The sequence below is a fragment of the Pseudarthrobacter quantipunctorum genome (genome assembly GCF_045291495.1).
Taxonomy (GTDB): domain Bacteria; phylum Actinomycetota; class Actinomycetes; order Actinomycetales; family Micrococcaceae; genus Arthrobacter; species Arthrobacter quantipunctorum.
Genome location: NZ_CP148033.1, coordinates 514,157 through 537,681, shown reverse-complemented (window position 1 = coordinate 537,681; position 23,525 = coordinate 514,157). Strand labels below are relative to the sequence as shown.

The window sequence follows — 23,525 nt, the reverse complement described above, 5'->3', positions numbered from 1 at the left end:
TCAGGCCCCTTCCTGCTGTGCTTCAGGCCCGCGGGAGTCCGGCGGCCAGAAATCGCCCGATACCCGGAGTCCGGGTGCCCCCTCCGGCGCGGCGAGTTCCGCGCGGATCTCTTCCGCGAGGCGGTAGGTCATGTCCCGGCGCCAGGCCGGCAGTCCGTGGATGTCGTTGTGGTACAGGTCGCCGGGGATCGCCTCGTCGAGGGCCCGGGCCAGGGCGTCGGTGTCCGGCAGGGCGTCAAAGCGCAGCTGCACGGGCCGCTTGGTGGCAGCGGTGACAGTGAGCACCAGGCGGTGTCCGTCGTCGAGCCTTCCGATCAGCAGGACCCCGGACCTGCCCAGGTTGCTGAGGGACAGGCGGCGGAAGGCCACCCTGGACGCAAGGGCCGACGCCGGGAGGAAGATGCTGCGGAGAAGCTCGCCGGGTGCCAGGCAGTTCCGGGCGTCGCCGGTGACGAAGTCTGCAACCGCCACGCTGCGGCTGGTCCCGCCGGGTGCGATCACTGTAGCCGTTCCGTCCAGGCCCGCGCAGAGCGAAATGACCGGACCGGCGGGCAGGGAGGTGCACAGATTGCCGCCCACCGTGGACATGTTCCATACCTTGAAGGAGGCCACGAAGGAATCGCAGCAGGGCCGGATTAGGTCCAGTGCCGGCCAGGCGCGGCCTGTTGCCTGCGTTGAAGCGGGAAGCTCTGTTGAACCGGGAAGCTTGTACAGCTCGGCGATGGTGCAGGTGGCGGCGAGTTCGATTCCGGCGTCAGTGACGGTTACGGGGGTCCAGCCTGAGCTCCCGAGGTCGAGCAGGCGCTTGAGCGGCTGCGGCCCGAACGCCAGGCTGCCGTAGGAGAACAGCACGGTGCCGCCGGCCAGCCAGGCGTCACCGTCCCGCCACTGTGCGGGGTCGGTGGTGGGCACTACCGCCTCGATGGTGTTCATGTCCATGCGATCTCCTGCTGCAAATCGTTGGTGGGTGCCGGCGGGCTGGCCGATGATGCGGCCGGCTGGTGGATGGGGCCGGAGGTTTCCCTCAGCGGCTGGTGGGTGGCTGCAGGGTTCCTGGCGGCGATGACTTCTGCGAGGACGGAAACCGCCACTTCCGCCGGGCTTGCTGCCCCGAGGTCCAGGCCGAGCGGTGAATGGAGCTGGGCGATCCGTCCGGGGAGTATCCCCCGGTCCAGGAGGGCGCCCACACGCTGGGCGTGGCTGCGGCGTGAGCCGAGCGCTCCGATGAAGGCGACGTCCAGCGCCAGCGCGGCTTCCAGCAACGGGATGTCGAACTTGGGGTCATGAGTCAGGACGCAGACCACGGTGCGGGAATCCACCCGCCCCGCGGCCGCTTCCGCTGCAAGGTACTGGTGCGGCCAGGCCGTGACCACCTGGTCCGCTGCCGCAAACCGGGCCTGTGAGGCAAAGGCCGGGCGCGCGTCCACCAGGGTGACCAGGTAGCCCAGCGGTTTGGCGGCAGGCAGCAGGGCAGCGCTGAAGTCGTTGGCGCCGAAGACCAGCAGTCGCGGCGGCGCGAGCCGGGTTTCCACCAGGACGGCGGCTTCACTGGTGCACAGCCCCGCTCCGCCAAGGTCCAGGACACCGGTTGTGCCGGAGCGGAGAAATGACTCGAGCAGCGCGGCGTTTGACCGCACGGCGCGTCCGCTGTTGCCAGTGCTTTCACTTCTACCGGTACCGTCGCGGCCCTCGAGCAGCCTGGCCAGGCCACGGTGTCCGTCCAGGGAGACGGCACCAGGGTCCGGAAGAACGACGGCGCCGCTGCCGCCGCCATCAGCGCGGCCGTCCAGCCGGCGGACCAGCGCCACGGGTTCGTCCGGCCCGTACTCGGCCAGCTGCCGGACAGCCGCTCCCAGGGCGCATCCGCGGTTCATGTTGGCAGGCTCGATGTGGACCTCCAGCTCTCCGCCGCAGGTGAGCCCGGCTGCGAAGGCGTCGTCCGCGCTGAAGCCGAACGTCTCAAGGCGCGTGGCGCCGTCGTCCATTGACTCCAGGGCGGCCGCCACCACGGCGCCTTCCACGCAGCCTCCGGAGAGGCTGCCCAGGACCGCGCCGTCCCCGGATACCAGCATGGAGGTGCCCACCGGCCGGGGGACGGAACCGCTGGCGCGCACGATGGTGGCCACTGCGAAGGGCTGTCCGGCCAGGGCCGGTGCCCAGGTGCCCAGTGAAGGGATCAGGTCAAGCATGGCGGCACTCCTTCTTCCGCGCTGCGGTGGTGTCCATATTGTCGTTGCTGCGGGCTGGTTCGGAAAGCATGTGGTTCTAAAGGCGCTGCCGTTCCGGACATCCGCGCCCCGGGCGGCGGATGTCCGGACGCGGATCGGTCAGGCGCCGAGCAGCAGGTTGATGGGTCCGCGGGCGAAGTACACCAGGAATCCGGCGCTGACCACCCACATCAGCGGATGGACCTTCTTCGCTTTCCCGGACGCCGCACCGATGATGGCCCAGCTGATGAAGCCCACGCCGATGCCGTTGGCGATCGAGTAGCTCAGCGGCATGGTCACGATGGTGAGGAATGCCGGCAGGGCCACGGCGAACCTGGTGAATTTGATCTCGCGGATCTGCGCCATCATCATTGCGCCAACCACCACCAGGGCAGCGGCGGCAACCTCCAGCGGAACCACGCTGGTGAGCGGGGTAAGGAACATCGAGCCCAGGAACAGCACGCCCGTGACCACGGACGCCAGGCCCGTGCGGGCACCTTCGCCGATGCCGGCGGCGGAGTCGATATATACCGTGTTGGAGGAACCGGACGTTGCACCGCCGGCCACGGCACCGAAGCCTTCCACGATGAAAGCGGACTTCAGCCGGGGAAACGTGCCGTCCTTATGGGCGACGCCGGCGCTCTTGGCCAGGCCGGTCATGGTGCCCATGGCGTCGAAGAAGTTGGTGAACACCAACGTGAACACCAGCATGGTGGCAGCCAGTGCCCCGATCCGGCCGAAGGCCCCGAACAGGTCGAACTGGCCCACCAGGCCCAGGTCCGGGGCGGACACCAGCTGGCCGGAGAGCACGGGGGTGTTCAGGTGCCAGCCGCCGGGGTTGGTGGCGCTGGCCGGACCGATTTTCAGGACAGCCTCCACAATGGCCGCGAGGACCGTGGTGGCGACGATGCCGATCAGCAGGCCGCCCTGGACCTTTCGGGCCACCAGGATGCCCATGGCCAGCAGGCCGATGATGAACACCAGCGTGGGGACTGAGGTGATGGAGCCGCCGTTGCCCAGCTGGACGGGCGGACCGCCCGCCGTTGCTTTAACGAACCCGGAGTCCACGAAGCCGATGAAGGCGATGAACAGGCCGATTCCCACCGTGATGGCGGCTTTCAGTTCCTTGGGCACAGCCCGGAAGATGGCGGTGCGGGCGCCGGTGATGCCGAACAGGACGATCAGGAAACCGTTGATCACCACCAGCCCCATGGCTTCTGCCCAGGTGACCTCCTGGATCACTGAGACGGCAAGGAACGAGTTGATGCCGAGACCGGCGGCCAGGCCGAACGGCAGGTTTGCCACGAGGCCGAAGAGGATGGTCATGACGCCGGCGGTCAGGCCGGTGACGGCGCCCACCTGCGCAGCGGAGAGCCAGCCCCCGGCGACGTCGGTGGGGGCGTTGTCAGCGCTGAAGCCGCCGAGGATCAGGGGGTTGAGGATGACGATGTACGCCATGGTGAAAAAGGTGACCAGGCCGCCGCGGAACTCCCGGGCAAGCGTGGAGCCGCGCTGGGTGATCTGGAAGAACCGGTCAAGGAAGGAGTCCGGGGCCGGCGGCCTGGGGGTGCGCGTTGCGGGCTTTGGGGTGCGGGTGCTTGGAGCCGAATGCTCGTCGTGGGAATTATCCAGGATGGTCATCCCAGCCGCCTAGTAGTCGATCCTGGACTCGAGCGTGTTCCAGGTGGTGAACGGCTCCAGCGGGGCGGGTGCCTGCGGATCGTCCAGCTCCAGTTTCGAGACCGGCATCAGGGAGTTCCTGTCCTGGTTCTCGAAGTATTCGTAGAAGACGGCGTCGTCAAATCCGACGGAGGCGGCATCATGCCTGTCCGCGGCGTACACAACGCGCTCAACCCTTGCCCACAGCGCGGAGGCCAGGCACATGGGGCACGGCTCGCAGCTGGTGTAGAGGGTGGCGCCGGTGAGGTCGAACGTGCCGAGTTCGCGGCAGGCCGTGCGGATGGCGGTGACCTCGGCGTGCGCGGTGGGATCGTTGTCCGCGGTGACGCGGTTGACGCCGTCGAACGTTTGGCCGCTGGCCGTGACGATCATGGCCCTGAAGGGTCCGCCGCTGTTGAGGACGTTGGCCGTGGCCAATTTGATGGATCTGGCCAGAAACTGTTCGGCCGTGACGGTGGTACTCATGATGCGACTTCCTTTTGCCGGGAAGCCTGATGCCGCTTGCAGGACCAGTAGAACCAGGTGCGACGGTTACCAGGCTTCAGCATGTGCTGTGAAGGTTAAGTTGCGCCTGGTAGATAGCTTCCCGGTGACCGGGTGCCCGCCTTTGGCAAGATCGAGGTTAGCACCGGATTGTGGCCGGCGCCATAGTTTTCTGGAAACTTAATTTCGCAATGTGAAATCTATGTTTCTGGCCGCTCACCCCGCCGGTCACATTCTGCCAGGCGTTGACGCAGCCGCGGCAACAGCCCTAGCCTGAGTCCCAGCCGCGCTGCTCCAGGTTTGAATCTGGCCCTGCAGCAGCTGCCACCTGGATCAGCAGACAGGGCCTCACTGAGCTGGAAAGACCACCGCCACGCTCAGGGAAGGACAACCATGGCGCATCCCAAGGCACCAGCCGCCCGCCTGTGGATCAGGAACCCGCAGGCCGCCTTTACCGCCAACGGGCTAGACGCCTCCGGCGGGCTGGTGGTCAGCGGCGGAGTCATTGCCGAGGTCCTGGCGGCCGGGCAAAACCCCTCGGAACCATGCCAGGAAACCTTCGATGCCGGCAGCCATGTGCTGCTCCCGGGCCTCATCAACACGCACCACCACTTCTACCAGACCCTCACCCGGGCGTGGGGTCCCGCAGCGAATGCCCCGCTGTTCCCGTGGCTGCAGAACCTGTATCCGGTGTGGGCCCGGCTGACGCCGCGGGACCTCGAGCTGGCATCGACCGTGGCGCTGGCCGAGCTTCTGCTTTCGGGCTGCACCACCGCCGCGGACCACCACTACCTCTTTCCAGCCGGCCTGGAGGACGCCATCGACATCGAAGTGGCAGCGGTCCGCCGGCTGGGAATGCGCGCCACGCTGACGCGCGGGTCCATGACCCTCGGAACGGACGACGGCGGCCTGCCGCCCCAGTCAACCGTGCAGGCACCGGAAGTGGTGCTGGCAGACAGTGAGCGGCTGGTGCGGCAGTACCACGAGCGTGGAGGCGATGCCGTGATCCAGATAGCGCTCGCCCCGTGCTCCCCCTTTTCGGTGACGAAGGAGATCATGGCCGAGAGCGCAGCCCTTGCGGAGCGCCTGGACGTGCGCCTCCATACGCACCTGGCGGAGACACGGGATGAGGAGGAGTTCTGCCGGGAAATGTTCGGGCTGCGCCCCGTGGACTACCTGGACAGCGTGGGCTGGCTGACGGACCGCACCTGGCTCGGCCACGGCATCCACTTCAGCGACGCCGAGATCAGCCGGCTGGGAGCCGCGGGCACCGCCGTCGCCCACTGCCCCACCTCCAACATGCGCCTGGCCTCCGGGACCGCGCGGGTCCTGGAACTGGAGGAGGCGGGAGTGCCGGTGGGGCTGGGAGTGGACGGGTCGGCGTCGAACGACGCGTCGAACATGATCCTGGAGGCACGGCAGGCACTGTATCTTCAGCGGCTGCGGTACGGGGCGGATGTTCCCGTGGAGCGCGCGCTCGGCTGGGCAACCCGCGGATCGGCGGCTGTGCTGGGCCGCGCAGGGCTGGGACAGCTGGCACCAGGGATGCAGGCAGACCTGGCCCTCTTCCGACTGGACGGCCTGCGCTTCTCCGGCAGCCACGATCCCGTCGCCGCGCTGCTGCTGTGCGCCGCCGACCGTGCTGACCGGGTGATGGTGGGCGGCCGGTGGCGCGTGGTGGACGGCATGATCCCGGGGCTCGACATCGCCGGCCTGATCGCCGAGCACTCAGCCGCAGCCCGCCGCCTGGTGAACGGGTAGCAGTGCCCTAAGGCTGCCTGCGGCCGAAGCTTGGCAGTGCGTGGATCCAGCGGGAGAACCTGCCCTGCACATGCTCGCGGTCGGCCGGAAGATTGAAATCGGGGTCCGTGCCGCCTCCGAGGGGAAGGTAGAACTCCGGAACGGCCTGCGCCGCCGCCTGTGCCGGTGCAACCGGCGTTGTGTCCTGCTGGTACATCTGATCCTCCTCCGAGGTAGTTTTTGTACGGGAAGTACTTCCGCTTAGCGGAAATAAAGTTTTGCTATACGGAATACAGTACGGGTGCACTGTTCCGCAGGTCAACAGTTCTCCGGGCCAGCAGTCACAAAGAGAATTTTCATCCTGTGATGTACACCACCGGTTTCCAGAGGTACGCTGGATGTCAACTCGTGGCGCATGTCACGTAACCTGGGAGCAGCAGGCAGGGTCGTAATGAGCTGGCATCAATGGATGCCGGCTCTTTTTTGTTGGGTCGGCTCCACCGGAAACGCGCTTGAAATGCGCGCTTAATTTCAGTGATGGAACCTAGGTTCCACTTACCGGAAGTTGGGAACAGACCATGAGCAGCAACATCATCCTTGGCGAGAACCAGTACGGAAAGGCCGAGGTCCGGGTAGTCAAGATCACCCGTGACAGCGACCGCCACGAGATCGAAGACCTGAACGTCACCTCGCAACTGCGGGGAGACTTCGCGGCGGCCCACCTCGAGGGCGACAACGCCCATGTGGTGGCCACGGACACCCAGAAGAACACCGTCTACGCCTTCGCCCGCGATGGCGTAGGTTCACCCGAAGCGTTCCTCCTGCGCCTCGGCGAGCACTTCACCTCCAGCTTCGACTGGGTGACCGGCGGACGCTGGGAAGCCGAGTCCTACAGCTGGAACCGCATCCAGGCCCACGGTGCAGAACACGACCATTCCTTCGTGCGCAACGGCCAGGAGGTCCGCACGGCGGTCCTGGTCCGCGACGGCGCCACCACGCACCTTATCTCCGGGCTCAAGGACCTGACCGTCCTCAAGTCCACCCAGTCCGGCTTCGTGGGCTACCCGAAGGACAAGTACACAACCCTTCCCGAAACCACGGACCGCATCCTGGCCACCGACGTCTCGGCCCGCTGGCGCTTCAAGACCGGAACGGACTTCAGCGCCCTGGACTTCAACAAGAATTACGACGACGTCAAGGGACTCCTGCTCGAAGGCTTCACGGAGAAGTACTCCCACGCCCTCCAGCAGACCCTCTTCGACATGGGCACCAAGGTGCTCGAAGCCCACAGCGAGATCGACGAGATCAAGTTCTCGATGCCCAACAAGCACCACTTCCTCGTGGACCTCTCCCCCTTCGGCCTCGACAACCCCAACGAGGTCTTCTTCGCCGCGGACCGTCCCTACGGCCTGATCGAGGCCACCGTCCAGCGCGAGGACGCCACCCCGGCGGCCATCGCCTGGTCCGGCATCGCCGGCTTCTGCTAAACCTCCACTACCAAACACCATCCGGTCCGGAGTTTTTGTCCAGATAAGACGACTTCCGAGCACACTTAGTCCGCATACGTGGACAAAAACTCCGGACCGCACCGAACGTCTTTCAGCACCACCGTTAGCCAGACAACGTTAGCCAGACGATGACGTCTGCCATGAACCAGAAAGTCTGCCATGAACATCAAGAACACCCTCAAAGCCGACGCCAAAAAGCAGGGCAAGCGCCTCGCCTCAAACCGGCCGGAGGACGAACGCCTTTCCATCGGGAGCAGCTTTGCCTACGGCTTCCAGCACGTCCTCACCATGTACGGCGGCATCATCGCGGTCCCGCTGATTGTGGGCCAGGCTGCCGGCCTCTCCCCGGCCGATATCGGCATCCTGATTGCAGCCGCCCTCTTCATGGGCGGGCTGGCCACGCTGCTGCAGACCATCGGCGTACCGTTCTTCGGCTCCCAGCTTCCCCTGGTGCAGGGTGTTTCCTTCGCCAGCGTGGCCACCATGGTGGCCATCGTCAGCGGCGGCGGCGGATTGCCGGCCGTGTTTGGCGCGGTCATCGTATCGGCGGCCATCGGCCTGCTGATCGCTCCGGTCTTCTCCAAGATCGTGCGGTTCTTCCCGCCGGTGGTGACCGGCACGGTCATCACCACCATCGGCCTGACGCTCATGCCCGTTGCGGCTAACTGGGCCATGGGCGGCAACCGCACCGCAGAGAACTACGGCAGCATGGCCAACATCGGTCTCGCTGCCGTGACCCTGGTCCTCGTCCTGCTCCTGAGCAAGGTGGGCAGCGCCACCATTTCCCGCCTCTCCATCCTCCTCGCCATGGTGGGCGGCACCATCATCGCCGTCGTTACCGGCATGGCGGACTTCTCCAAGGTGGGCCAGGGACCCATCGCAGCCTTCCCAACTCCCTTCCACCTCGGCGCCCCCACCTTCGAAATCGCCGCCATCATCTCCATGGTGATTGTGGTACTGGTCATCCTCACCGAGACAATGGCGGACATTCTGGCAGTTGGCGAAATCGTAGGGACCAAGGTCGATTCCAAGCGGATCGCGGCCGGACTCCGCGCGGACATGGGATCCAGCCTGGTCGCCCCGATCTTCGGCTCGTTCACCCAGAGCGCGTTCGCACAGAACGTTGGCCTGGTGGCAGTCACCAAGATCAAGAGCCGTTACGTTGTGGCCGCGGGCGGCGTAATCCTGGTCATTCTCGGCCTGCTGCCCGTCATGGGCCGCGTTGTTGCAGCCGTCCCCACCGCGGTTCTGGGCGGTGCAGGAATTGTCCTGTTCGGCACGGTGGCCGCCAGCGGCATCCGGACGCTGGCCAAGGTGGAATACAAGAACAACATGAACCTGATCATCGTGGCGGCGTCCATCGGCTTCGGCATGATCCCCATCGCCGCTCCCACCTTCTATGACCAGTTCCCGTCCTGGTTCAGCACCATCTTCCACTCCGGGATCAGCTCAGCGGCCGTTATGGCCATCCTGCTGAACCTGCTGTTCAACCACCTCAAGGCCGGCAACTCGGAGAACCAGTCGGTGTTCGTGGCGGGCACGGGGCGGGTCATCAGGGAAGAAGACCTGAAGTGCCTCGAGCACGGGGACCGCTTTGAAAACGGCAAACTCATCGACTGCGACGGCAAGGAAGTCCCGGTCCAGTCGTCCGACAAGGCGTCCGAGCACTAGCAACGCCGCCAAACGACGACGGCGGCCCGCTCCGGGAAGGAGGGGGCCGCCGTCGTACTCAGCTGAGAGTTTTTGTCCAGATACGCAGGGCAAACGGGTGGCAATGTCAAGTGGTGGGAGCAACGCGGGGTGGTTAGGCCGCTTGCAGCAGCTGGTTTAGCCGGTTGGCTGGGGTGTCGAGGTTGAGGGTCGGTCGGGGGCGGCGGTTGAGCTTTGCCGCGATGCGGTTGAGGTCCTCAGGGGTATGGGCCGAGAGGTCGGAGCCTTTTTCGAACCAGAACCGCAGGAGCCGGTTGGTGTTTTCATTGGTGCCGCGCTGCCAGGGCGAGTGCGGGTCGCAGAAATAGAGCGTGGTTTCCAGCGCGGTCTGGATCTTCGCGTAGCCGGCGAGTTCTGTGCCGCGGTCCCAGGTGATCGAGCGGCGCAGGTGCTCCGGGAGGTTCGCCATTTCCCGGATCATCGCGGCGGCGACGGTTTCGGCGGTGTGGTCCCCGGGCAGGTGCAGCAGGATCGTGAACCGGGTTGAGCGCTCCACGAGAGTGCCGATCGCGGTCCCGTCAGAACCGATGATCAAGTCACCTTCCCAGTGCCCGGGGACTGCCCGGTCCTGGACCTCGGCGGGGCGTTCGCTGATCTTGAACGCCTCCTTGTAGGGGCTGCTCTTGAGCCGGTCGGCGGTGTGGGGGATGCGTTGTTTACGTTTCAGGCTGAGGTTTTCGGCCAGGTCTTTCCGCAGGCTTCCGCGGGTTTGGACGTATAGGGCCTGGTAGATCGTCTCGTGGCTCACCTGCATAGTCTGGTCACCGGCAAAGTAAAACGCCAGCATCGACGAGATCAGCTTAGGGCTCCACCCATCGTCCATCCACACCGCGATCAGCCGGCACAAATCCTCGTCCTCGATGAGCTTGAAGGGCTTGGGCCGGCGGCGTGCCTGATGGGCTCTGGTGTGCGCGACTTTAGCGTTGTACCTGCCCTCGGCGTCACAGTTGCGGTTGACCTCCCGCCAGATGACGGACTTGTCCCGTCCGATGGCCGCACCGATCTTCGCGTAGCTCATCCCGGCTTGCCGGCCCATCTGAATCATCCCCCTCTCGGCTTCGCTCAGTGCCCGCCCGCAGGAGACCTCCACGGACGGGGCAGGATCTGCCAGGCCGCCATGGGCCGAGATGCTCAGCGTCATCTGACCAGACTCGGCCCACCACTTCTTCCCGGTCCCGCGCGAGGCTCCGACACGCCGTGCAGCCTCACTGACGGACGCGCCGGAGCACACCAAATCAAGAAAATCATCACGAACATGGACAGGAAACAACTTCGGCATCAAACGCTCCATCAATCAGAGCGTTGCAACCACCATATGAATCTGCCGGTGTTTAAGTCGGCATATCTGGACAAAAACTCCTGGGTCAGGTGCGGTTCATCTCCAGGGAAATGGCCTCAGCGGCCTCACGGAGGACGGGCACCGCTTTGTCCGCGAAGTGCTCGTCAACGCGGGACACTGGGCCGGAAACCGAAATGGCAGTGGGGGTAGGGGCGTTGGGCACCGCCATGGCGAAGCAGCGGACACCCAGTTCCTGCTCCTCCTCGTCGATGGAGTAGCCGCGTTCCCGGATGAGCTTGAGGTCGGCCAGGAGGTCATCGACGTCGCCGATGCTCTTGGGGGTGGGGGTGGGCATCCCGGCACGGGTGACGATGCCGCGGACCACGTCGTCGTCCAGCTGGGCCAGGATGGCCTTGCCGACGCCGGTGGCATGGGTATGGGCCCGCCGGCCCACCTCGGTGAACATGCGCATGGCATGGAGTGAGGGCACCTGCGCCACGTAGATGACCATGTCCGAGTCGAGCACGGCCATGTTGGACGTCTCCCCCAGCCGGTCCACGAGGTTTTTGAGCTGCGGCCGCGCCACGGCGCCAAGCTGCTTGTTGGCCCCCTCGCCGAGCCTGATGAGCCGCGGGCCCAGGGCGTAGCGCCGGTTGGGCAGCTGGCGGATATAGCCAAGCGATACCAGGGTGCGCAGCAGGCGGTGGATGGTGGGCAGCGGCAGGTCGGTGGACGACGACAACTCGCTGAGGGTGACGTCGCCGCCGGCGTCTGTAATCAGTTCCAGCAGTTCGAAGACGCGCTCAACGGACTGCACGCCTCCAGCGGCTTTTTCAGCCATGACCAGTCTCCTGTGGACTCGGATTCCGACAAGTCTTATCCGCATCGTGAAAAGAATTGCCCTAGAAGTCCCAAGATACAGCACAACCCGGGCAGGCGCGATGAATAGCAACACGGGCTTGTATTTCCACAAAGTAGATAATAATATCCATAATACGAAAACATTCGGACTGGAACAGAAGCCCACTGGGCCCAACAGGAGGACATTCAATGGCGAACCCGAGCCCCGGAAATTCCATCACCCTGCGCGTGGAAGCACCCTCAAGCTTCAGCGCCACAAGCGAGCTCGCTGCGGCAGTAGGTGCAGCCGGCGCTGCCATCACTGCCCTTGACGTCACCGAGTCCCATCACGAGACCCTGGTTGTGGACGTCACCTGCAACACCACTGACGACGAGCACGCCGGCCGGGTCAAGGACGCCCTTAACGCGCTCGACGGCGTCACGGTCCAGCACGTCTCGGACCGCACCTTCCTGATGCACCTGGGCGGCAAGCTCGAAGTCGTCCCCAAGGTAGCCCTGCGCAACCGCGACGACCTCTCCCGCGCCTACACTCCCGGCGTCGCCCGCGTCTGCCTGGCCATTGCCGAGGACCCGTCGGCGGCCCGCAACCTGACGGTCAAGCGCAACACCATCGCCGTCGTCACGGACGGCTCGGCCGTGCTGGGCCTGGGCAACATCGGCCCGGCAGCCGCCCTGCCCGTCATGGAGGGCAAGGCCGCGCTGTTCAAGCAGTTCGCCAACGTCGATGCCTGGCCGGTCTGCCTGGACACCCAGGACACCGAGGAAATCATCAGCATCGTCAAGGCACTGGCCCCCGTGTACGGCGGCGTGAACCTTGAGGACATCGCAGCCCCGCGCTGCTTCGAAATCGAGAACCGCCTCCGCGACGAACTGGACATCCCGGTGTTCCACGACGACCAGCACGGCACCGCAATCGTCACCCTCGCCGCCCTTGTCAACGCTTTGCGCGTGGTGGGCAAGAAGCTGTCCGAGGTCCGCATTGTGGTCTCCGGTGTGGGCGCGGCCGGTTCCGCCATCATCCAGCTCCTCAAGGCCCAGGGCGCGCAGCACATCATTGCGGCCGGCCGCTCCGGCGCCATCCACGCAGGGCAGGAATACGGGGACGAGCACCGCAGCTGGATCGCCGCGAACACCAACCCGGAAGGCTTCGACGGCACCCTGCACGAGGCCCTCGCGGGTGCGGACGTGTTCATCGGCGTCAGCGCCCCGCACGTGATCGGCGAGGAGCAGGTGGCGGCGATGGCACAGGATGCCATCGTGTTTGCCATGGCCAACCCGACCCCGGAGATCGACCCGGTGGTGGCGGCACGGCACGCCGCAGTGGTGGCCACCGGGCGCAGCGACTTCCCCAACCAGATCAACAACGTGCTGGCCTTCCCCGGCTTCTTCCGGGGACTGCTGGACGCCGGAGCCTCGGACATCACTCCGGAGATGCTGGTGGCCGCCGCGGACGCCATTGCCAACCGGGTAGCTGACGAAGAGCTCAATGCCAGCTACATTATCCCCAGCGTCTTCGATCCCCATGTCGCCGCCGATGTTGCCTCAGCTGTTGCCGCGGCCGCCCACGCAGCAAACGTGGCCACCGCGGTTGAACCGGCTGAAGCCGCGGCTCCCGAAGCCGCCCTGGCCAGCGCCTGATTCACTGCCTGACTGCAAGCCACAAGGAAAGGACCAGAAATGGCCATCACTGTCACAGATCCCCGGCCGATTGACCGCGCGGAGGAGATCCTCACCCCCAAGGCGCTGGCCTTTATCGAGGAGCTTCACACCCGCTTTGCCGGCACCCGCAACGAGCTCCTGGCGGCCCGTGCCGTCAAGCGCCAGCGGGTGGCCGAGACCGGAAAGCTGGACTTCCTGCCGGAGACGCAGGACGTGCGCGACGGCGACTGGAAAGTTGCGCCCGCACCCGCACCGCTGCAGGACCGCCGGGTTGAAATGACCGGGCCCGCCTCGCCGGCGAAGATGGCCATCAATGCCCTGAACTCCGGCGCCAAGGTGTGGCTCGCGGACCTCGAGGATGCCAGCACCCCCACCTGGGGCAACGTCGTCGACGCCATCCTCAACCTCCGCGACGCCGCCCAGGGCACCCTCAGCCACACCTCGGACGAGGGCAAGGAGTACAGGCTCCGCACCGACGCGCCGCTCGCCGTCGTGGTGGCCCGCCCCCGCGGCTGGCACATGCCCGAAAAGCACCTGCTCATCAACGGTGAACCCACGGTGGGCGCCCTCGTGGACTTTGGCCTGCACTTCTTCCACGTAGCCAAGCAGCTGGTCCTCAACGGCCAGGGCCCGTACTACTACCTGCCCAAGATGGAAAGCCACCTCGAGGCGCGGCTGTGGAACGACGTCTTTGTCTTCGCGCAGGACTACCTCGGCCTGGGCCAGGGGACCGTCCGCGCCACCGTCCTGATCGAGACCATCCCGGCCGCGTTCGAGATGGACGAGATCCTTTACGAACTGCGGGACCACGCCTCCGGCCTGAACGCCGGCCGCTGGGACTACCTGTTCAGCATCATCAAGTACTTCCGGGACGCCGGCGAGGAGTTTGTGCTGCCGGACCGCGCGTCGGTGGCCATGACCGCTCCGTTCATGCGCGCCTACACCGAGCTGCTGGTCAAGACCTGCCACAAGCGCGGCGCCTTCGCCATGGGCGGCATGGCCGCCGTCATCCCCAACCGCCGCCACCCCGAGGTGACCGAGGCCGCCTTCGCCAAGGTCCGGGCGGACAAGACCCGTGAGGCCAACGACGGGTTCGACGGCTCCTGGGTTGCGCACCCGGACCTGGTGCCCACCTGCCGGGAAGTGTTCGACTCCGTCCTGGGCGACAAGCCCAACCAGCTGGACAAGCAGCGCCCCGAGGTGTCCGTCACGGCAGAGCAGCTGCTGGACGTCACCTCCGCCGAAGGGCAGGTCACCGAGGCAGGCCTTCGGCTGAACCTGTACGTCGCCGTGGCCTACACCGCGGTGTGGTTGTCCGGCAACGGCGCTGTTGCCATCCACAACCTCATGGAAGATGCCGCCACGGCGGAAATCTCCCGCTCGCAGGTGTGGCAGCAGATCCGCAACAAGTCCGTGCTCGCGGACACGGGCAACACCGTTACCCGCGAGCTGGTGGAGCGGATCCTGGGCGAGGAAACCGAGCGGCTGCGCAGCGAATTCGGCGACGAGGCTTTCCGCCGCTACTACCAGCCCGCCAGCGAACTGATCGCGGACATCTGCCTCTCAGAGGACTACACGGACTTCCTCACCACCCCGGCCTACGAACTGGTGGGCTGAGGCATGGCGGAAACACCCAGGCCGTCGTTGTCCGCGAGGGATCTGGCAACCATCGACGGGCAGCTGGCCGCCACGGACCGCCTGCTTGAGCGGAACTACCCGGGCGACGACGGCTCACGCCAGCCCGTCCATACCGTGTACGTCCCCGCGGACCGCTTTACGGCGTCGTTCGCTGCTGACTGGGGCGGCCAGGCGATGGCGACGGCGGCCGCGCACGGCGGGCTGGAACGCCTCGGTGCGCTGCTGGGCCAGGACAACGCGCTGGCGGAAGCCGTGGCGCCCCGCGTCGAGGCCAAGCTGGCAAGCGAACCGATCGAAGACCTCCGGCTCGATTTCGAGGACGGCTTCGGGGACCGGGGCGACGACGCCGAGGACGCTGCAGCAGTTGCCGCAGCATCCGCTGTGGCCACCGCCGTCGCGGCCGGGTCCGCTCCCCCGTTCATCGGCATCCGGTTCAAGTGCTTCGAGGCACCCACCAGGGCCCGCGGACTCCGGACGTTGGACCTCTTCGTCTCCGGACTCGCGGCCGCCGGTGAACTGCCCGAGGGCCTGGTCCTGACCCTGCCCAAGGTCACCACGGTGGCCCAGGTCCAGGCCATGGACTTCGCCGTCTCCAGGCTGGAGGAGATCCATTCCCTCCCCGCCGGCCGGCTCCGCTTCGAAGTCCAGGTGGAGACCCCCCAGCTCATCCTGGGTCCGGACGGCACGTCCCCGGTGGCGCAACTGCCGCACGCCGTGCCCGGCCGGATCAGCGGCCTGCACTACGGCACGTACGACTACTCCGCATCACTGCAGATCTCGGCCGAATACCAGTCCATGGAGCACCCGGTGGCGGACTTCGCCAAGGAAGTCATGCAGCTTGCGGTTGCCGGCACCGGCATCCGGCTCTCTGACGGGTCCACCAACATCATCCCGGTGGGCGACAACGTGGAGAACGCCTGGCAGCTGCACGGCCGGCTGGTCCGGCGGTCGCTGGAGCGGGGCTACTACCAGGGCTGGGACCTGCACCCCGCCCAGCTGCCCAGCAGGTTCGCGGCCACCTACGCCTTCTACCGTCAGGGCCTTCCGGCCGCCGCAGCCCGGCTGCGCAACTACGTGGAACAAACCGAAGGCGGCGTCATGGACGAACCCGCCACGGCCCGCGCCCTGGCAGCGTTTGTCCTGCGCGGCGTCCAGTGCGGCGCCGTCGGTGCGGATGAAGTCCAGGCGCTGGCCGGCGTCGGAATTCCGCAGCTGACTGCGCTGGCGCACCCACGGCTCGCCACCACTTCCAACTCCTAGTTAAGGATCACTTTTCATGGGCAAGTACTACTCCCCCACCGGCGGACTGCCGCCGCAGACGCACCTGACCACCGAGCGCGCCATCGTCACCGAGGCGTACACGGTGATCCCTAAGGGCGTCATGACGGACATTGTCACCTCCAACCTTCCCGGTTTCTCGAACACGCGGTCCTGGATCATCGCCCGCCCCATCTCCGGCTTCGCCACCACGTTCTCGCAGCTGATCGTGGAAATCGGCCCGGGCGGCGGCGCCCCCAAGGCCGAATTCGAGGCCGGCGTTGAAGGAGTCATCTTCGTGACACGCGGCAAGGTGAACCTCACCCTCGACGGTGAACTGCACCAGCTTGAGGAAGGCGGCTACGCCTACCTGGCTGCCGGGTCCGAGTGGGGCCTGGAGAACGTTTCCGGCGACGTTGTGTCCTTCCACTGGATCCGCAAGGCCTACGAGCGCCTTGAGGGCTACGAGGCCAAGTCCTTCGTCACCAACGAAAAGGACGTGGAGCCCACCGCGATGCCGGACACCGACGGCGCCTGGAAGACCACCCGCTTCACGGACTCCAGCGACCTGGCCCACGACATGCAGGTGAACATCGTGACGTTCCAGCCCGGCGGGGTCATCCCGTTCCCGGAAACCCACGTCATGGAGCACGGCCTCTACGTCCTGGAGGGCAAGGCCATGTACCTGCTCAACAATGACTGGGTGGAGGTGGAGGCCGGCGACTTCATGTGGCTGCGCGCCTTCTGCCCGCAGGCCTGCTACGCCGGCGGCCCGGGCGAATTCCGCTACCTGCTGTACAAGGACATGAACCGCCAGGTCCGCCTCACCTGACCCGCCCCGCCCAACTGGGTAGCAGCACATGTCGTATTGGACCCCCAAAAGGACATGTGCTGCTACCCAGTTGGAGGGAAAATTGGTGGCATGGGCACAAGCCGGGTCCGCAGGTGGAGGGGCATTGCGGCAGCCCTGTGCGTGGTCCTGCTGGCGGGATCCTCTGCCGGTTGCATTGGCGGACCGGATCCGCCTGAGCCGGAGCCTGAGCCGCCCGCAGCCTTTGCGCTGCTGGAGGCTTTCAGCACCCGGATGCTGGCTGAAGGAGCCCCTGCCGTCCTGATCGCCGCCCGGAACGGAACCACCACCTGGACCCATGCAGCCGGCGTACGGAGCCTGGACTCGGGCGAGCCTGCCACGGTGTCCGATCCCGTCCGCGTAGGCGGCATCACCGAATCCTTCATCGCAGCCTCGGTGATGAGGCTTGTTGCGGAGGGCAGGCTGGACCTGGACAGCCAGGCAAGCCGCTACCTGCCGGAGTTTGGAAGCGTCCTCCATCCACCCGGCCCCGTGAGCGTCCGGCAGCTCCTGACCCACGAATCCGGGATCCCCGACTTTACGGTCCCCCTGCTGGCGTCCGGAAGCTGGGCGGAGACGATGAACCGGCCGCTCAGCCTCGAGCAGCAGCTGGCCCTGGCGGCCACCGTGCCATGGGACGGCCGGCTGGCGCGGATCTTCGACTATTCCCGCACCAACTACGCAGCGCTTGCCCTGATCGTTGAGCGTCTCCGCGGCGAGGGGATCGAGGAGGTCCTGGCCGCGGACATCGCCCGCCCCCTGGGCCTGCAGGCGACCCGGATGGGCGGTCCCCCGCCCACGGGAATGGTCCATGGGTACGTCACCCTCGAGGGCAGGCGCACGGATGCCAGCATGCCCGCCTGGCAGGCGGAGTCGCCCTCCACCGGGGCCGTGTCCACGGTGGAGGAGGTGAACACGTTCTACGCCGAGCTTCTGCAGGGCAGGCTGCTTCCCCCGGACAGCGTGACGGCCATGAAGGGCGGCTACTCGCAGTACTACGGCTTTGCCCTTCGGCGCTGGAACAACACCTGCAACAACCGCTTCTACTACGGCCTGCCCGGTGACACCGACGGCTACGGAATGATCACCATGACCAGCGAAGACGGCAGGAGCCAGCTGGCGATATCGGTCGCCTACCCTCCCGCGCCGCCCACCCTTGAGGCCAACCCGCTGATCCATGAGATGCAGGACGTTGCACAGGAAGCCCTCAACAGCCTGTGCTGAGGGCCTCCTGCCGGGCTTCCCGCCTGGGAGTCCGTTTGGCGCTTAGGCCCCCGGGTTCAGGACCACCTTGATGCAGCCGTCCTCTTTCTTCTGGAACTTCTCGTACAGGGCGGGCGCGCCTTCCAGCCCCGAACGGTGGGTGACCAGGTCCATCACGCCCAGCGGATCGGCGTCGTCCTCCACCAGGGGCAGGAGCTCGTCAGTCCAGCGGCGGACGTTGCACTGCCCCATCCGGACCTGGATCTGCTTGTCGAACATGGTCAGCAACGGCATGGGGCTGGCGGTCCCGCCATAGACGCCGCTCAGGGACAGCGTCCCGCCGCGGCGGACGGCATCGATGGAGGTGTGGAGTGCGGCGAGGCGGTCCACCCCGGCGGTCTCCATCGCCTTTTGCGCCAGCTTGTCCGGCAGGAGTCCGAGGGCCTGGTGGGCGAAGCCAGCAACAGGGGAACCATGGGCTTCCATGCCGACGGCGTCAATCACCGCATCCGGGCCCCTTCCGGCTGTCATCTCCCGCAGCTGGTCCGCCACGCCCTTGCCGTAGTCGAGTGTTTCGACGCCGTGCCGTTCCGCCATCGCGCGGCGTTCGGGGACTGGATCCACGCCAATGACCCGGAGCCCCCGCTGGACGCCGATCCGTGTGGCGAACTGACCGACGGGTCCCAGGCCGAACACAGCCAGGGTTCCTCCGGCCGGGACGTCCGCGTATTCCACGCCTTGCCAGGCGGTGGGGAGGATGTCCGAGAGGAACAGGTACCGCTCGTCCGGAAGCTCACTCCCCACTTTCACCGGGCCGTAATCGGCATGCGGCACGCGCAAATATTCGGCCTGGCCGCCGGGAACAGAACCGTACAGTTCCGAGAAGCCAAAGAGGGCTGCGCCGGAACCCTTGCTCTTGACCTGGGTGGTTTCGCACTGGGACTGCAGGCCCAGCCCGCACATGAAGCAGTGGCCGCAGGAGATGTTGAAGGGAACCACCACACGGTCGCCCTTGCGGAGGTTGGTGACAGCGCTGCCCACCTCTTCAACGATGCCCATCGGTTCATGGCCGATCACGTCGCCCTTGTGCATGTATGGCCCCAGGACCTCGTACAGGTGCAGGTCCGAGCCGCAGATGGCCGTGGAGGTAATGCGGACAATGGCATCGGTGGGCTCCTGGATCACGGGATCAGGTACTTCTTCCACGCTTACCGAGCCTTTTCCTTGCCAGGTCAGTGCTTTCACGATTCGCCTTCCGGTGGTGTTGCCTTCTGTCCGGGCCGGAGCCCATAGATCGACGGTATCGGCTTCGGCAGAAAAAAGTAAGCAAGCTGACTAAAGTCTTGTCCTTGTGGCCCGGGGCTTCTAGCGTAGGAAGGGCCAGATTCCAAGAAACGCGCGAAAGAGGAACGCCATGACGCTCTACCAGCCGGAACCGGTTGAGATCTCTACCCGCATGCGGCCCGGCGAGTGGACGGAAGAGAGCCTGGAGGCACTCGTTGGCACGTACCACGCCCGGATCATGGAGATGGGCGCCAATATGGCGGAAGTGAGCACGGACATTGAGCGGAACGACGACGGGTCAGTCAAGGTGGCCGTTGTGTGGAACAAGCCCGCGAACGCCGGCGACGAGGACGCCGTCACCGGTGGCCAAACGGTATGAGCGGGACTCAGTGCAGTCCTTATGTACTGGCGAGCAGCCTGCCAAGGGCGCTTGAGGGCAGGTTCCGCAGGAGGTCCCGGGGGCCTTCGTAGACCTCCACCGCCCCAGCATCCCGGAGTTCACCGGCGCTGACCCCGCCGCAGGTCACGCCGATCGCCGGGATTTCCAGTGCCGCCGCGGCCTGCATGTCCCAGACGGCGTCCCCGATATAGATGGCGTCCGCGGCCTGGACGTTGATGGCCTCCAGGGCGGCCACCAGGATGTCCGGGGCCGGCTTGCTGTTTTTCGCGTCATTGGCGCTGGTGGCGGCGTCAATAAAGGCTTCCGCGTCCAGGATGGACTTCATGACCTTCAGGTCCTTCCTGCGCGCTGAGGAGGCCAGCGCAACGGCCAGCCCTCCGGTGTGGCACTGGGCCAGCAGGTCCTTCGCCCCGTCCAAGGCCCGCAGCGATGGCCAGTGGGACGCGTAAAGCGCCCCGTGGCTGGCCAGGATCTCCGGGTCGAGGGCGCGGTCCCGCCCTTCGGGCAGGAGGCTGTCCACCAGGCGGTCGCCGCCCATGCCCACGTGACGGTGGATGGAGGCCATCGGGACGTCGTAGCCCTGCTGCCGGAAGGCGCCCCACCAGGAAACCGTGTGGATGTAGGACGAATCGATCAGGGTGCCGTCAACATCAAAAAGAACCCCCCGGCGTCGCCCGCCAGGGGGTACAAGGCTGTGGGGTGCCATCAGCTGACCGCTGCCCGCTTTGCCGCCGGCGCCTTCTTCTGGCGGGCCGCGTCTTCCTTTGCGGAACTTACCGGGCGGACGCGCTCCCGCAGGACCGTTCCTGCGCCGCCGTGGCTCTTGTCCCGGATCAGCCCGGTCCCGGCAATTTCCCGCGCCATGGCCACACCGGCAACGGCAGCCCTCTTCGTGGGAAAGGTGACCGAGATGGCCATCAGGCTCCCGGCTCCATCCAACATCCTTACCCTGTAGCCGCCGTCAGGCGCATCCACGAGCTCAAAATACCCGGCCATTCGTATCACTCCTCCGTCAGTCACCGCGTTGTGCTTTGTCAGGAGCACTGAGGTGTTAGTAAGTATACTTATCTCTTCTGCGAAGGAGAAGCCATCCTTGCCGCGCCGCCTCAGCACGGTCCCGCCGTCTCCGGCGGAATGGGGGTGTCACTTCGCCGAACCGTATCCTGATGCAGCTCCAGGGCGCTAGTCACAAGGGCAAAGTGGCTGAAGGCCTGCGGGGTATTGCCCAGCTGCCGGCCCGCCTTCACCGCCCATTCCTCACTCAGCAGGCCGACGTCGTTCCGCAGTTCCAGTAGCCGCTCGAAGAGTTCCCGGGATTCCTGGTGCCGGCCCGCACCCAGGAGTGCCTCCACCAGCCAAAAGGAGCAGGCCAGGAAAACGCCCTCATCCCCCGGCAGGCCGTCGTCGCTCTCAGCGGGCCGGTACCGCAGGACGAACCCGTCCTCGGTGAGCTCGCGCTGGACCGCATCGATGGTCCCGATCACCCGGGGATCATCCGGCGGCAGGAAGCCGACGCGCGGGATCAGGAGGAGGCTGGCATCGAGCTCCGGCCGGCCATAGGACTGGACAAAGGTGTTGCGGGCCGCGTCAAACCCGTTGGCCATGACGTCCTGGTGGATGGTATCCCGCAGCCGCTCCCAGCGCTCCACCGGTCCTGGCAGCCCGGAGTCGCGGACGCCTTTGACCATCCGGTCCGCGGCTACCCACGCCATCACTTTGGAGTGCGTGAAATGGCGGCGGGGTCCGCGCATCTCCCACAGCCCGTTGTCCGGCTGGTCCCAGATCGTCTCAAGGTGCTCCATCAGGGAAAGCTGGACGTCCCATGATTCATCCGGATGCGTCAGCAGCGAGTTCCGGGTCAGTGCCAGGCAGTCCAGCACCTCGCCCCACACATCGAGCTGCAGCTGCTCTGCCGCTCCGTTGCCGATGCGCACCGGGGACGAATTTTCGTAGCCCTTCAGCCACGGCAGCTCCATCTCCGGCAGGCGGCGCTCCCCGTGGATGCCGTACATGATCTGCAGGTCGGCGGGGTCGCCGGCCACCGCGCGGAGCAGCCAGTCCCGCCAGGCGGCCGCTTCGGCGGTGTAGCCGGCAGCCATGAGGGCCTGCAGCGTCATGGTGGCGTCCCGCAGCCAGCAGTACCGGTAGTCCCAGTTGCGCGGACCGCCCAACTGCTCGGGCAGGGACGTGGTCACGGCCGCCACGATGCCGCCGGTAGGAGCATAGGTCAGCGCCTTCAGGGTTACCAGGGACCGCATCACCGCTTCCTGGTACTTCCCCTTCACGGTGCACTGGGAAGACCAGCCGCGCCAGAAGGCGCAGGTGGTGCCAAGGACTTCTTCAGCGTCCACGCTGTGCGGCCGGCCCACGTGGCTGGGCGCCCAGGTGAGGACAAACGGGACGCGCTCCCCGGCGCTGACGGTGAAGTCGCTGACCGTATGCATGTTTTCGCCGTGGAGCGGCGCAGGGGTCACAAGATAGACGGCGTCCGGGCCGGCGATGGCGTGCAGGCCCAGCCTGTCGCTGCGGACCCAGGGAATGATGTGTCCGTAGTCAAAGCGGAGCACCAGCTCGCTGTGCATCCTGACGCTCCCGCTGACGCCCTCCACTATGCGGACGATGTCCGCCACGGAGTCGCGGGGCGGCATGAAATCGATGACGCGCACAGTTCCTTCGGGTGTTTCCCACTCCGTCTCCAGCACCAGGGTGCCGTCCCGGTAGCCTCGCCGGGTGCACTGCCCGGCGCCTTCGGGGGCCAGCAGCCAGCGCCCTGCATCGGGGGTGTCCAGCAGGGCATTGAAGCAGGCCGGGGAATCGAAGCGGGGAAGGCACAGCCAGTCGATGGAGCCTTCCTTGCTGATCAAAGCCCCGGTTTGGAGGTCGCCAACAACTGCATAATCCTCGATGCGCGCCATGTCCTTACACTGCCACAGTCCGCCCCGCGGCGATGGGCACGATTCGATGTAGCCTGCAGTCATGGCAGTCCACATCGGCACCTCCGGCTGGAGTTACGACCATTGGGAGAACGTCCTCTATCCGCCGGGGCTCCCAGCGAAGGACAGGCTCCAGCACTACGTCGGGCGGTTCAGTACTGTCGAACTCAATGCCAGCTTCTACCGCTGGCCGCGGGACACCACCTTTGCGGGCTGGAACCGGCGCTTGCCTGACGGCTTCAGCATGTCGGTCAAGGCCCCGCGCGGCCTGACCCACGCCCGGAAGCTGTACCAGCCGGAGGTGTGGGTGGAGCGCATTGAACGGTGCTGGCACGAGCTCGGCGACAAGCGGGCAGTCCTCCTGGTCCAGCTGCCGCCCGGCATGGAACGCGACGACGCCCGGCTGGACTATTTCCTGGCCAGGATTCCGGAATGGATCCGGGTGGCTGTGGAGTTCCGGCACCACAGCTGGGACTGCGGTGACGTCTATGCACTGCTGGAGCGGCACCAGGCCGCCTACTGCATCATGAGCGGCGCCAACCTCCCCTGCATCCTGCGCACTACTGCCCCGTTCACGTACGTGCGGCTGCACGGCCCCGACCACCAGCACCTCTACGCAGGCTCCTACTCGGATACGGACCTGCACTGGTGGGCAGACCGGATCCGCGAGTGGTCCGGCAGCGGCCTGGACGTCTATGCCTATTTCAATAACGACGGCGGCGGCCACGCCGTGCGCAACGCTGAGACCCTGCGGTGGATCCTGGGGGAAGGGTGACGTCACGGAAGAGCGGCAAGGACCAGGGTAGCTCCGCGCGGTTCAGCCTGTGGCAGAG

21 protein-coding genes are annotated in these 23,525 nt (G+C 66.2%); 10 read left to right on the top strand and 11 right to left on the bottom strand.

From position 1 onward, the window contains the following. From WHH00_RS02465 to WHH00_RS02450, 4 genes are all read right to left on the bottom strand, one after another. On the bottom strand, positions 1-939 hold the full coding sequence (locus WHH00_RS02465; protein WP_406636222.1) for an FAD binding domain-containing protein: 939 nt from the start codon (positions 937-939) through the stop codon (positions 1-3). Then, positions 930-2,189 (bottom strand): XdhC family protein, encoded by a 1,260-nt coding sequence (locus WHH00_RS02460; RefSeq protein WP_406636220.1) that lies wholly within the window; start codon positions 2,187-2,189, stop codon positions 930-932. The genes WHH00_RS02465 and WHH00_RS02460 overlap by 10 nt, the downstream gene beginning before the upstream one ends. A 138-nt stretch (positions 2,190-2,327) precedes the next feature. Then, positions 2,328-3,848, bottom strand: a complete 1,521-nt coding sequence (locus WHH00_RS02455) for an NCS2 family permease (protein WP_406636218.1) — start codon at positions 3,846-3,848, stop codon at positions 2,328-2,330. A gap of 9 nt (positions 3,849-3,857) precedes the next feature. Continuing rightward, the gene (locus WHH00_RS02450) at positions 3,858-4,352 is read right to left on the bottom strand and encodes a nucleoside deaminase (protein WP_406636216.1); all 495 of its coding nucleotides are present in this window, start codon (positions 4,350-4,352) and stop codon (positions 3,858-3,860) included. Positions 4,353-4,763: 411 nt separating this feature from the next. On the opposite strand from WHH00_RS02450, the gene WHH00_RS02445 reads away from it, so the two are divergent. Next, entirely contained in the window at positions 4,764-6,131 is a 1,368-nt protein-coding gene (locus tag WHH00_RS02445) for an 8-oxoguanine deaminase (protein WP_406636214.1), read from the top strand. Positions 6,132-6,138: 7 nt separating this feature from the next. Here the strand turns inward: WHH00_RS02445 and WHH00_RS02440 are convergent, their stop codons facing one another. Beyond that, positions 6,139-6,327, bottom strand: a complete 189-nt coding sequence (locus WHH00_RS02440; protein ID WP_400515059.1) for a hypothetical protein — start codon at positions 6,325-6,327, stop codon at positions 6,139-6,141. Between the two features lie 361 nt (positions 6,328-6,688). On the opposite strand from WHH00_RS02440, the gene pucL reads away from it, so the two are divergent. Both pucL and WHH00_RS02430 read left to right on the top strand, forming a co-directional pair. After that, on the top strand, positions 6,689-7,597 hold the full coding sequence (gene pucL / locus WHH00_RS02435; protein WP_406636210.1) for a factor-independent urate hydroxylase: 909 nt from the start codon (positions 6,689-6,691) through the stop codon (positions 7,595-7,597). A 180-nt stretch (positions 7,598-7,777) separates the two neighbouring features. Next, positions 7,778-9,289 (top strand): nucleobase:cation symporter-2 family protein, encoded by a 1,512-nt coding sequence (locus WHH00_RS02430; protein ID WP_406636208.1) that lies wholly within the window; start codon positions 7,778-7,780, stop codon positions 9,287-9,289. Positions 9,290-9,422: 133 nt separating this feature from the next. On the opposite strand, the gene WHH00_RS02425 is transcribed toward WHH00_RS02430, so the two are convergent. Then, entirely contained in the window at positions 9,423-10,607 is a 1,185-nt protein-coding gene (locus WHH00_RS02425) for an IS30 family transposase (RefSeq protein WP_374152828.1), read from the bottom strand. Between the two features lie 85 nt (positions 10,608-10,692). Beyond that, a complete protein-coding gene (locus WHH00_RS02420; protein ID WP_406636206.1) occupies positions 10,693-11,448 on the bottom strand; it encodes an IclR family transcriptional regulator in 756 nt (251 codons plus the stop codon). 209 nt (positions 11,449-11,657) lie between these two features. Between WHH00_RS02420 and WHH00_RS02415 the strand changes: the two genes are divergently transcribed. The 5 genes from WHH00_RS02415 (at position 11,658) to WHH00_RS02395 (ending at position 18,096) form a co-directional block, all read left to right on the top strand. Next, on the top strand, positions 11,658-13,106 hold the full coding sequence (locus WHH00_RS02415) for an NAD-dependent malic enzyme (protein WP_406636204.1): 1,449 nt from the start codon (positions 11,658-11,660) through the stop codon (positions 13,104-13,106). A 39-nt stretch (positions 13,107-13,145) separates the two neighbouring features. After that, the gene (gene aceB / locus WHH00_RS02410; protein ID WP_406636202.1) at positions 13,146-14,744 is read left to right on the top strand and encodes a malate synthase A; all 1,599 of its coding nucleotides are present in this window, start codon (positions 13,146-13,148) and stop codon (positions 14,742-14,744) included. 3 nt (positions 14,745-14,747) lie between these two features. Continuing rightward, the gene (locus tag WHH00_RS02405; RefSeq protein ID WP_406636200.1) at positions 14,748-16,025 is read left to right on the top strand and encodes a DUF6986 family protein; all 1,278 of its coding nucleotides are present in this window, start codon (positions 14,748-14,750) and stop codon (positions 16,023-16,025) included. A 16-nt stretch (positions 16,026-16,041) separates the two neighbouring features. Next, positions 16,042-16,854 carry a bifunctional allantoicase/(S)-ureidoglycine aminohydrolase gene (locus tag WHH00_RS02400; RefSeq protein ID WP_406636198.1) on the top strand — a complete coding sequence of 271 codons (813 nt, stop codon included), beginning with the start codon at positions 16,042-16,044 and terminating at the stop codon, positions 16,852-16,854. A gap of 90 nt (positions 16,855-16,944) precedes the next feature. Continuing rightward, positions 16,945-18,096, top strand: a complete 1,152-nt coding sequence (locus WHH00_RS02395) for a serine hydrolase domain-containing protein (protein ID WP_406636196.1) — start codon at positions 16,945-16,947, stop codon at positions 18,094-18,096. Between the two features lie 42 nt (positions 18,097-18,138). On the opposite strand, the gene WHH00_RS02390 is transcribed toward WHH00_RS02395, so the two are convergent. Continuing rightward, a complete protein-coding gene (locus tag WHH00_RS02390; RefSeq protein WP_231456403.1) occupies positions 18,139-19,320 on the bottom strand; it encodes a zinc-dependent alcohol dehydrogenase in 1,182 nt (393 codons plus the stop codon). 169 nt (positions 19,321-19,489) lie between these two features. Between WHH00_RS02390 and WHH00_RS02385 the strand changes: the two genes are divergently transcribed. Next, positions 19,490-19,738 (top strand): hypothetical protein, encoded by a 249-nt coding sequence (locus tag WHH00_RS02385; protein WP_350005533.1) that lies wholly within the window; start codon positions 19,490-19,492, stop codon positions 19,736-19,738. Positions 19,739-19,757: 19 nt separating this feature from the next. Here the strand turns inward: WHH00_RS02385 and WHH00_RS02380 are convergent, their stop codons facing one another. The 3 genes from WHH00_RS02380 to WHH00_RS02370 form a co-directional block, all read right to left on the bottom strand. After that, entirely contained in the window at positions 19,758-20,465 is a 708-nt protein-coding gene (locus tag WHH00_RS02380) for an HAD family hydrolase (protein WP_406636193.1), read from the bottom strand. Further along, positions 20,465-20,755, bottom strand: coding sequence for a hypothetical protein (locus WHH00_RS02375; RefSeq protein ID WP_350005539.1), 291 nt, complete (start codon positions 20,753-20,755; stop codon positions 20,465-20,467). Before WHH00_RS02375 ends, WHH00_RS02380 begins: the two co-directional genes overlap by 1 nt. A gap of 110 nt (positions 20,756-20,865) precedes the next feature. After that, complete coding sequence (locus tag WHH00_RS02370) at positions 20,866-22,674, bottom strand: glycoside hydrolase family 15 protein (RefSeq protein WP_406636191.1); 1,809 nt, start codon at positions 22,672-22,674, stop codon at positions 20,866-20,868. 61 nt (positions 22,675-22,735) lie between these two features. Between WHH00_RS02370 and WHH00_RS02365 the strand changes: the two genes are divergently transcribed. Further along, a complete protein-coding gene (locus tag WHH00_RS02365; protein WP_406636189.1) occupies positions 22,736-23,467 on the top strand; it encodes a DUF72 domain-containing protein in 732 nt (243 codons plus the stop codon). Positions 23,468-23,525 lie beyond the last annotated feature (58 nt).

Bases quoted from the DNA above. Each gene is read 5' to 3' on its own strand.
- WHH00_RS02465 (WP_406636222.1), bottom strand. From the start codon at position 939: ATGGACATGAACACCATCGAGGCGGTAGTGCCCACCACCGACCCCGCA.
- WHH00_RS02460 (WP_406636220.1), bottom strand. From the start codon at position 2,189: ATGCTTGACCTGATCCCTTCACTGGGCACCTGGGCACCGGCCCTGGCC.
- WHH00_RS02455 (WP_406636218.1), bottom strand. From the start codon at position 3,848: ATGACCATCCTGGATAATTCCCACGACGAGCATTCGGCTCCAAGCACC.
- WHH00_RS02450 (WP_406636216.1), bottom strand. From the start codon at position 4,352: ATGAGTACCACCGTCACGGCCGAACAGTTTCTGGCCAGATCCATCAAA.
- WHH00_RS02445 (WP_406636214.1), top strand. From the start codon at position 4,764: ATGGCGCATCCCAAGGCACCAGCCGCCCGCCTGTGGATCAGGAACCCG.
- WHH00_RS02440 (WP_400515059.1), bottom strand. From the start codon at position 6,327: ATGTACCAGCAGGACACAACGCCGGTTGCACCGGCACAGGCGGCGGCG.
- pucL (WP_406636210.1), top strand. From the start codon at position 6,689: ATGAGCAGCAACATCATCCTTGGCGAGAACCAGTACGGAAAGGCCGAG.
- WHH00_RS02430 (WP_406636208.1), top strand. From the start codon at position 7,778: ATGAACATCAAGAACACCCTCAAAGCCGACGCCAAAAAGCAGGGCAAG.
- WHH00_RS02425 (WP_374152828.1), bottom strand. From the start codon at position 10,607: ATGCCGAAGTTGTTTCCTGTCCATGTTCGTGATGATTTTCTTGATTTG.
- WHH00_RS02420 (WP_406636206.1), bottom strand. From the start codon at position 11,448: ATGGCTGAAAAAGCCGCTGGAGGCGTGCAGTCCGTTGAGCGCGTCTTC.
- WHH00_RS02415 (WP_406636204.1), top strand. From the start codon at position 11,658: ATGGCGAACCCGAGCCCCGGAAATTCCATCACCCTGCGCGTGGAAGCA.
- aceB (WP_406636202.1), top strand. From the start codon at position 13,146: ATGGCCATCACTGTCACAGATCCCCGGCCGATTGACCGCGCGGAGGAG.
- WHH00_RS02405 (WP_406636200.1), top strand. From the start codon at position 14,748: ATGGCGGAAACACCCAGGCCGTCGTTGTCCGCGAGGGATCTGGCAACC.
- WHH00_RS02400 (WP_406636198.1), top strand. From the start codon at position 16,042: ATGGGCAAGTACTACTCCCCCACCGGCGGACTGCCGCCGCAGACGCAC.
- WHH00_RS02395 (WP_406636196.1), top strand. From the start codon at position 16,945: ATGGGCACAAGCCGGGTCCGCAGGTGGAGGGGCATTGCGGCAGCCCTG.
- WHH00_RS02385 (WP_350005533.1), top strand. From the start codon at position 19,490: ATGACGCTCTACCAGCCGGAACCGGTTGAGATCTCTACCCGCATGCGG.
- WHH00_RS02380 (WP_406636193.1), bottom strand. From the start codon at position 20,465: ATGGCACCCCACAGCCTTGTACCCCCTGGCGGGCGACGCCGGGGGGTT.
- WHH00_RS02375 (WP_350005539.1), bottom strand. From the start codon at position 20,755: ATGGCCGGGTATTTTGAGCTCGTGGATGCGCCTGACGGCGGCTACAGG.
- WHH00_RS02370 (WP_406636191.1), bottom strand. From the start codon at position 22,674: ATGGCGCGCATCGAGGATTATGCAGTTGTTGGCGACCTCCAAACCGGG.
- WHH00_RS02365 (WP_406636189.1), top strand. From the start codon at position 22,736: ATGGCAGTCCACATCGGCACCTCCGGCTGGAGTTACGACCATTGGGAG.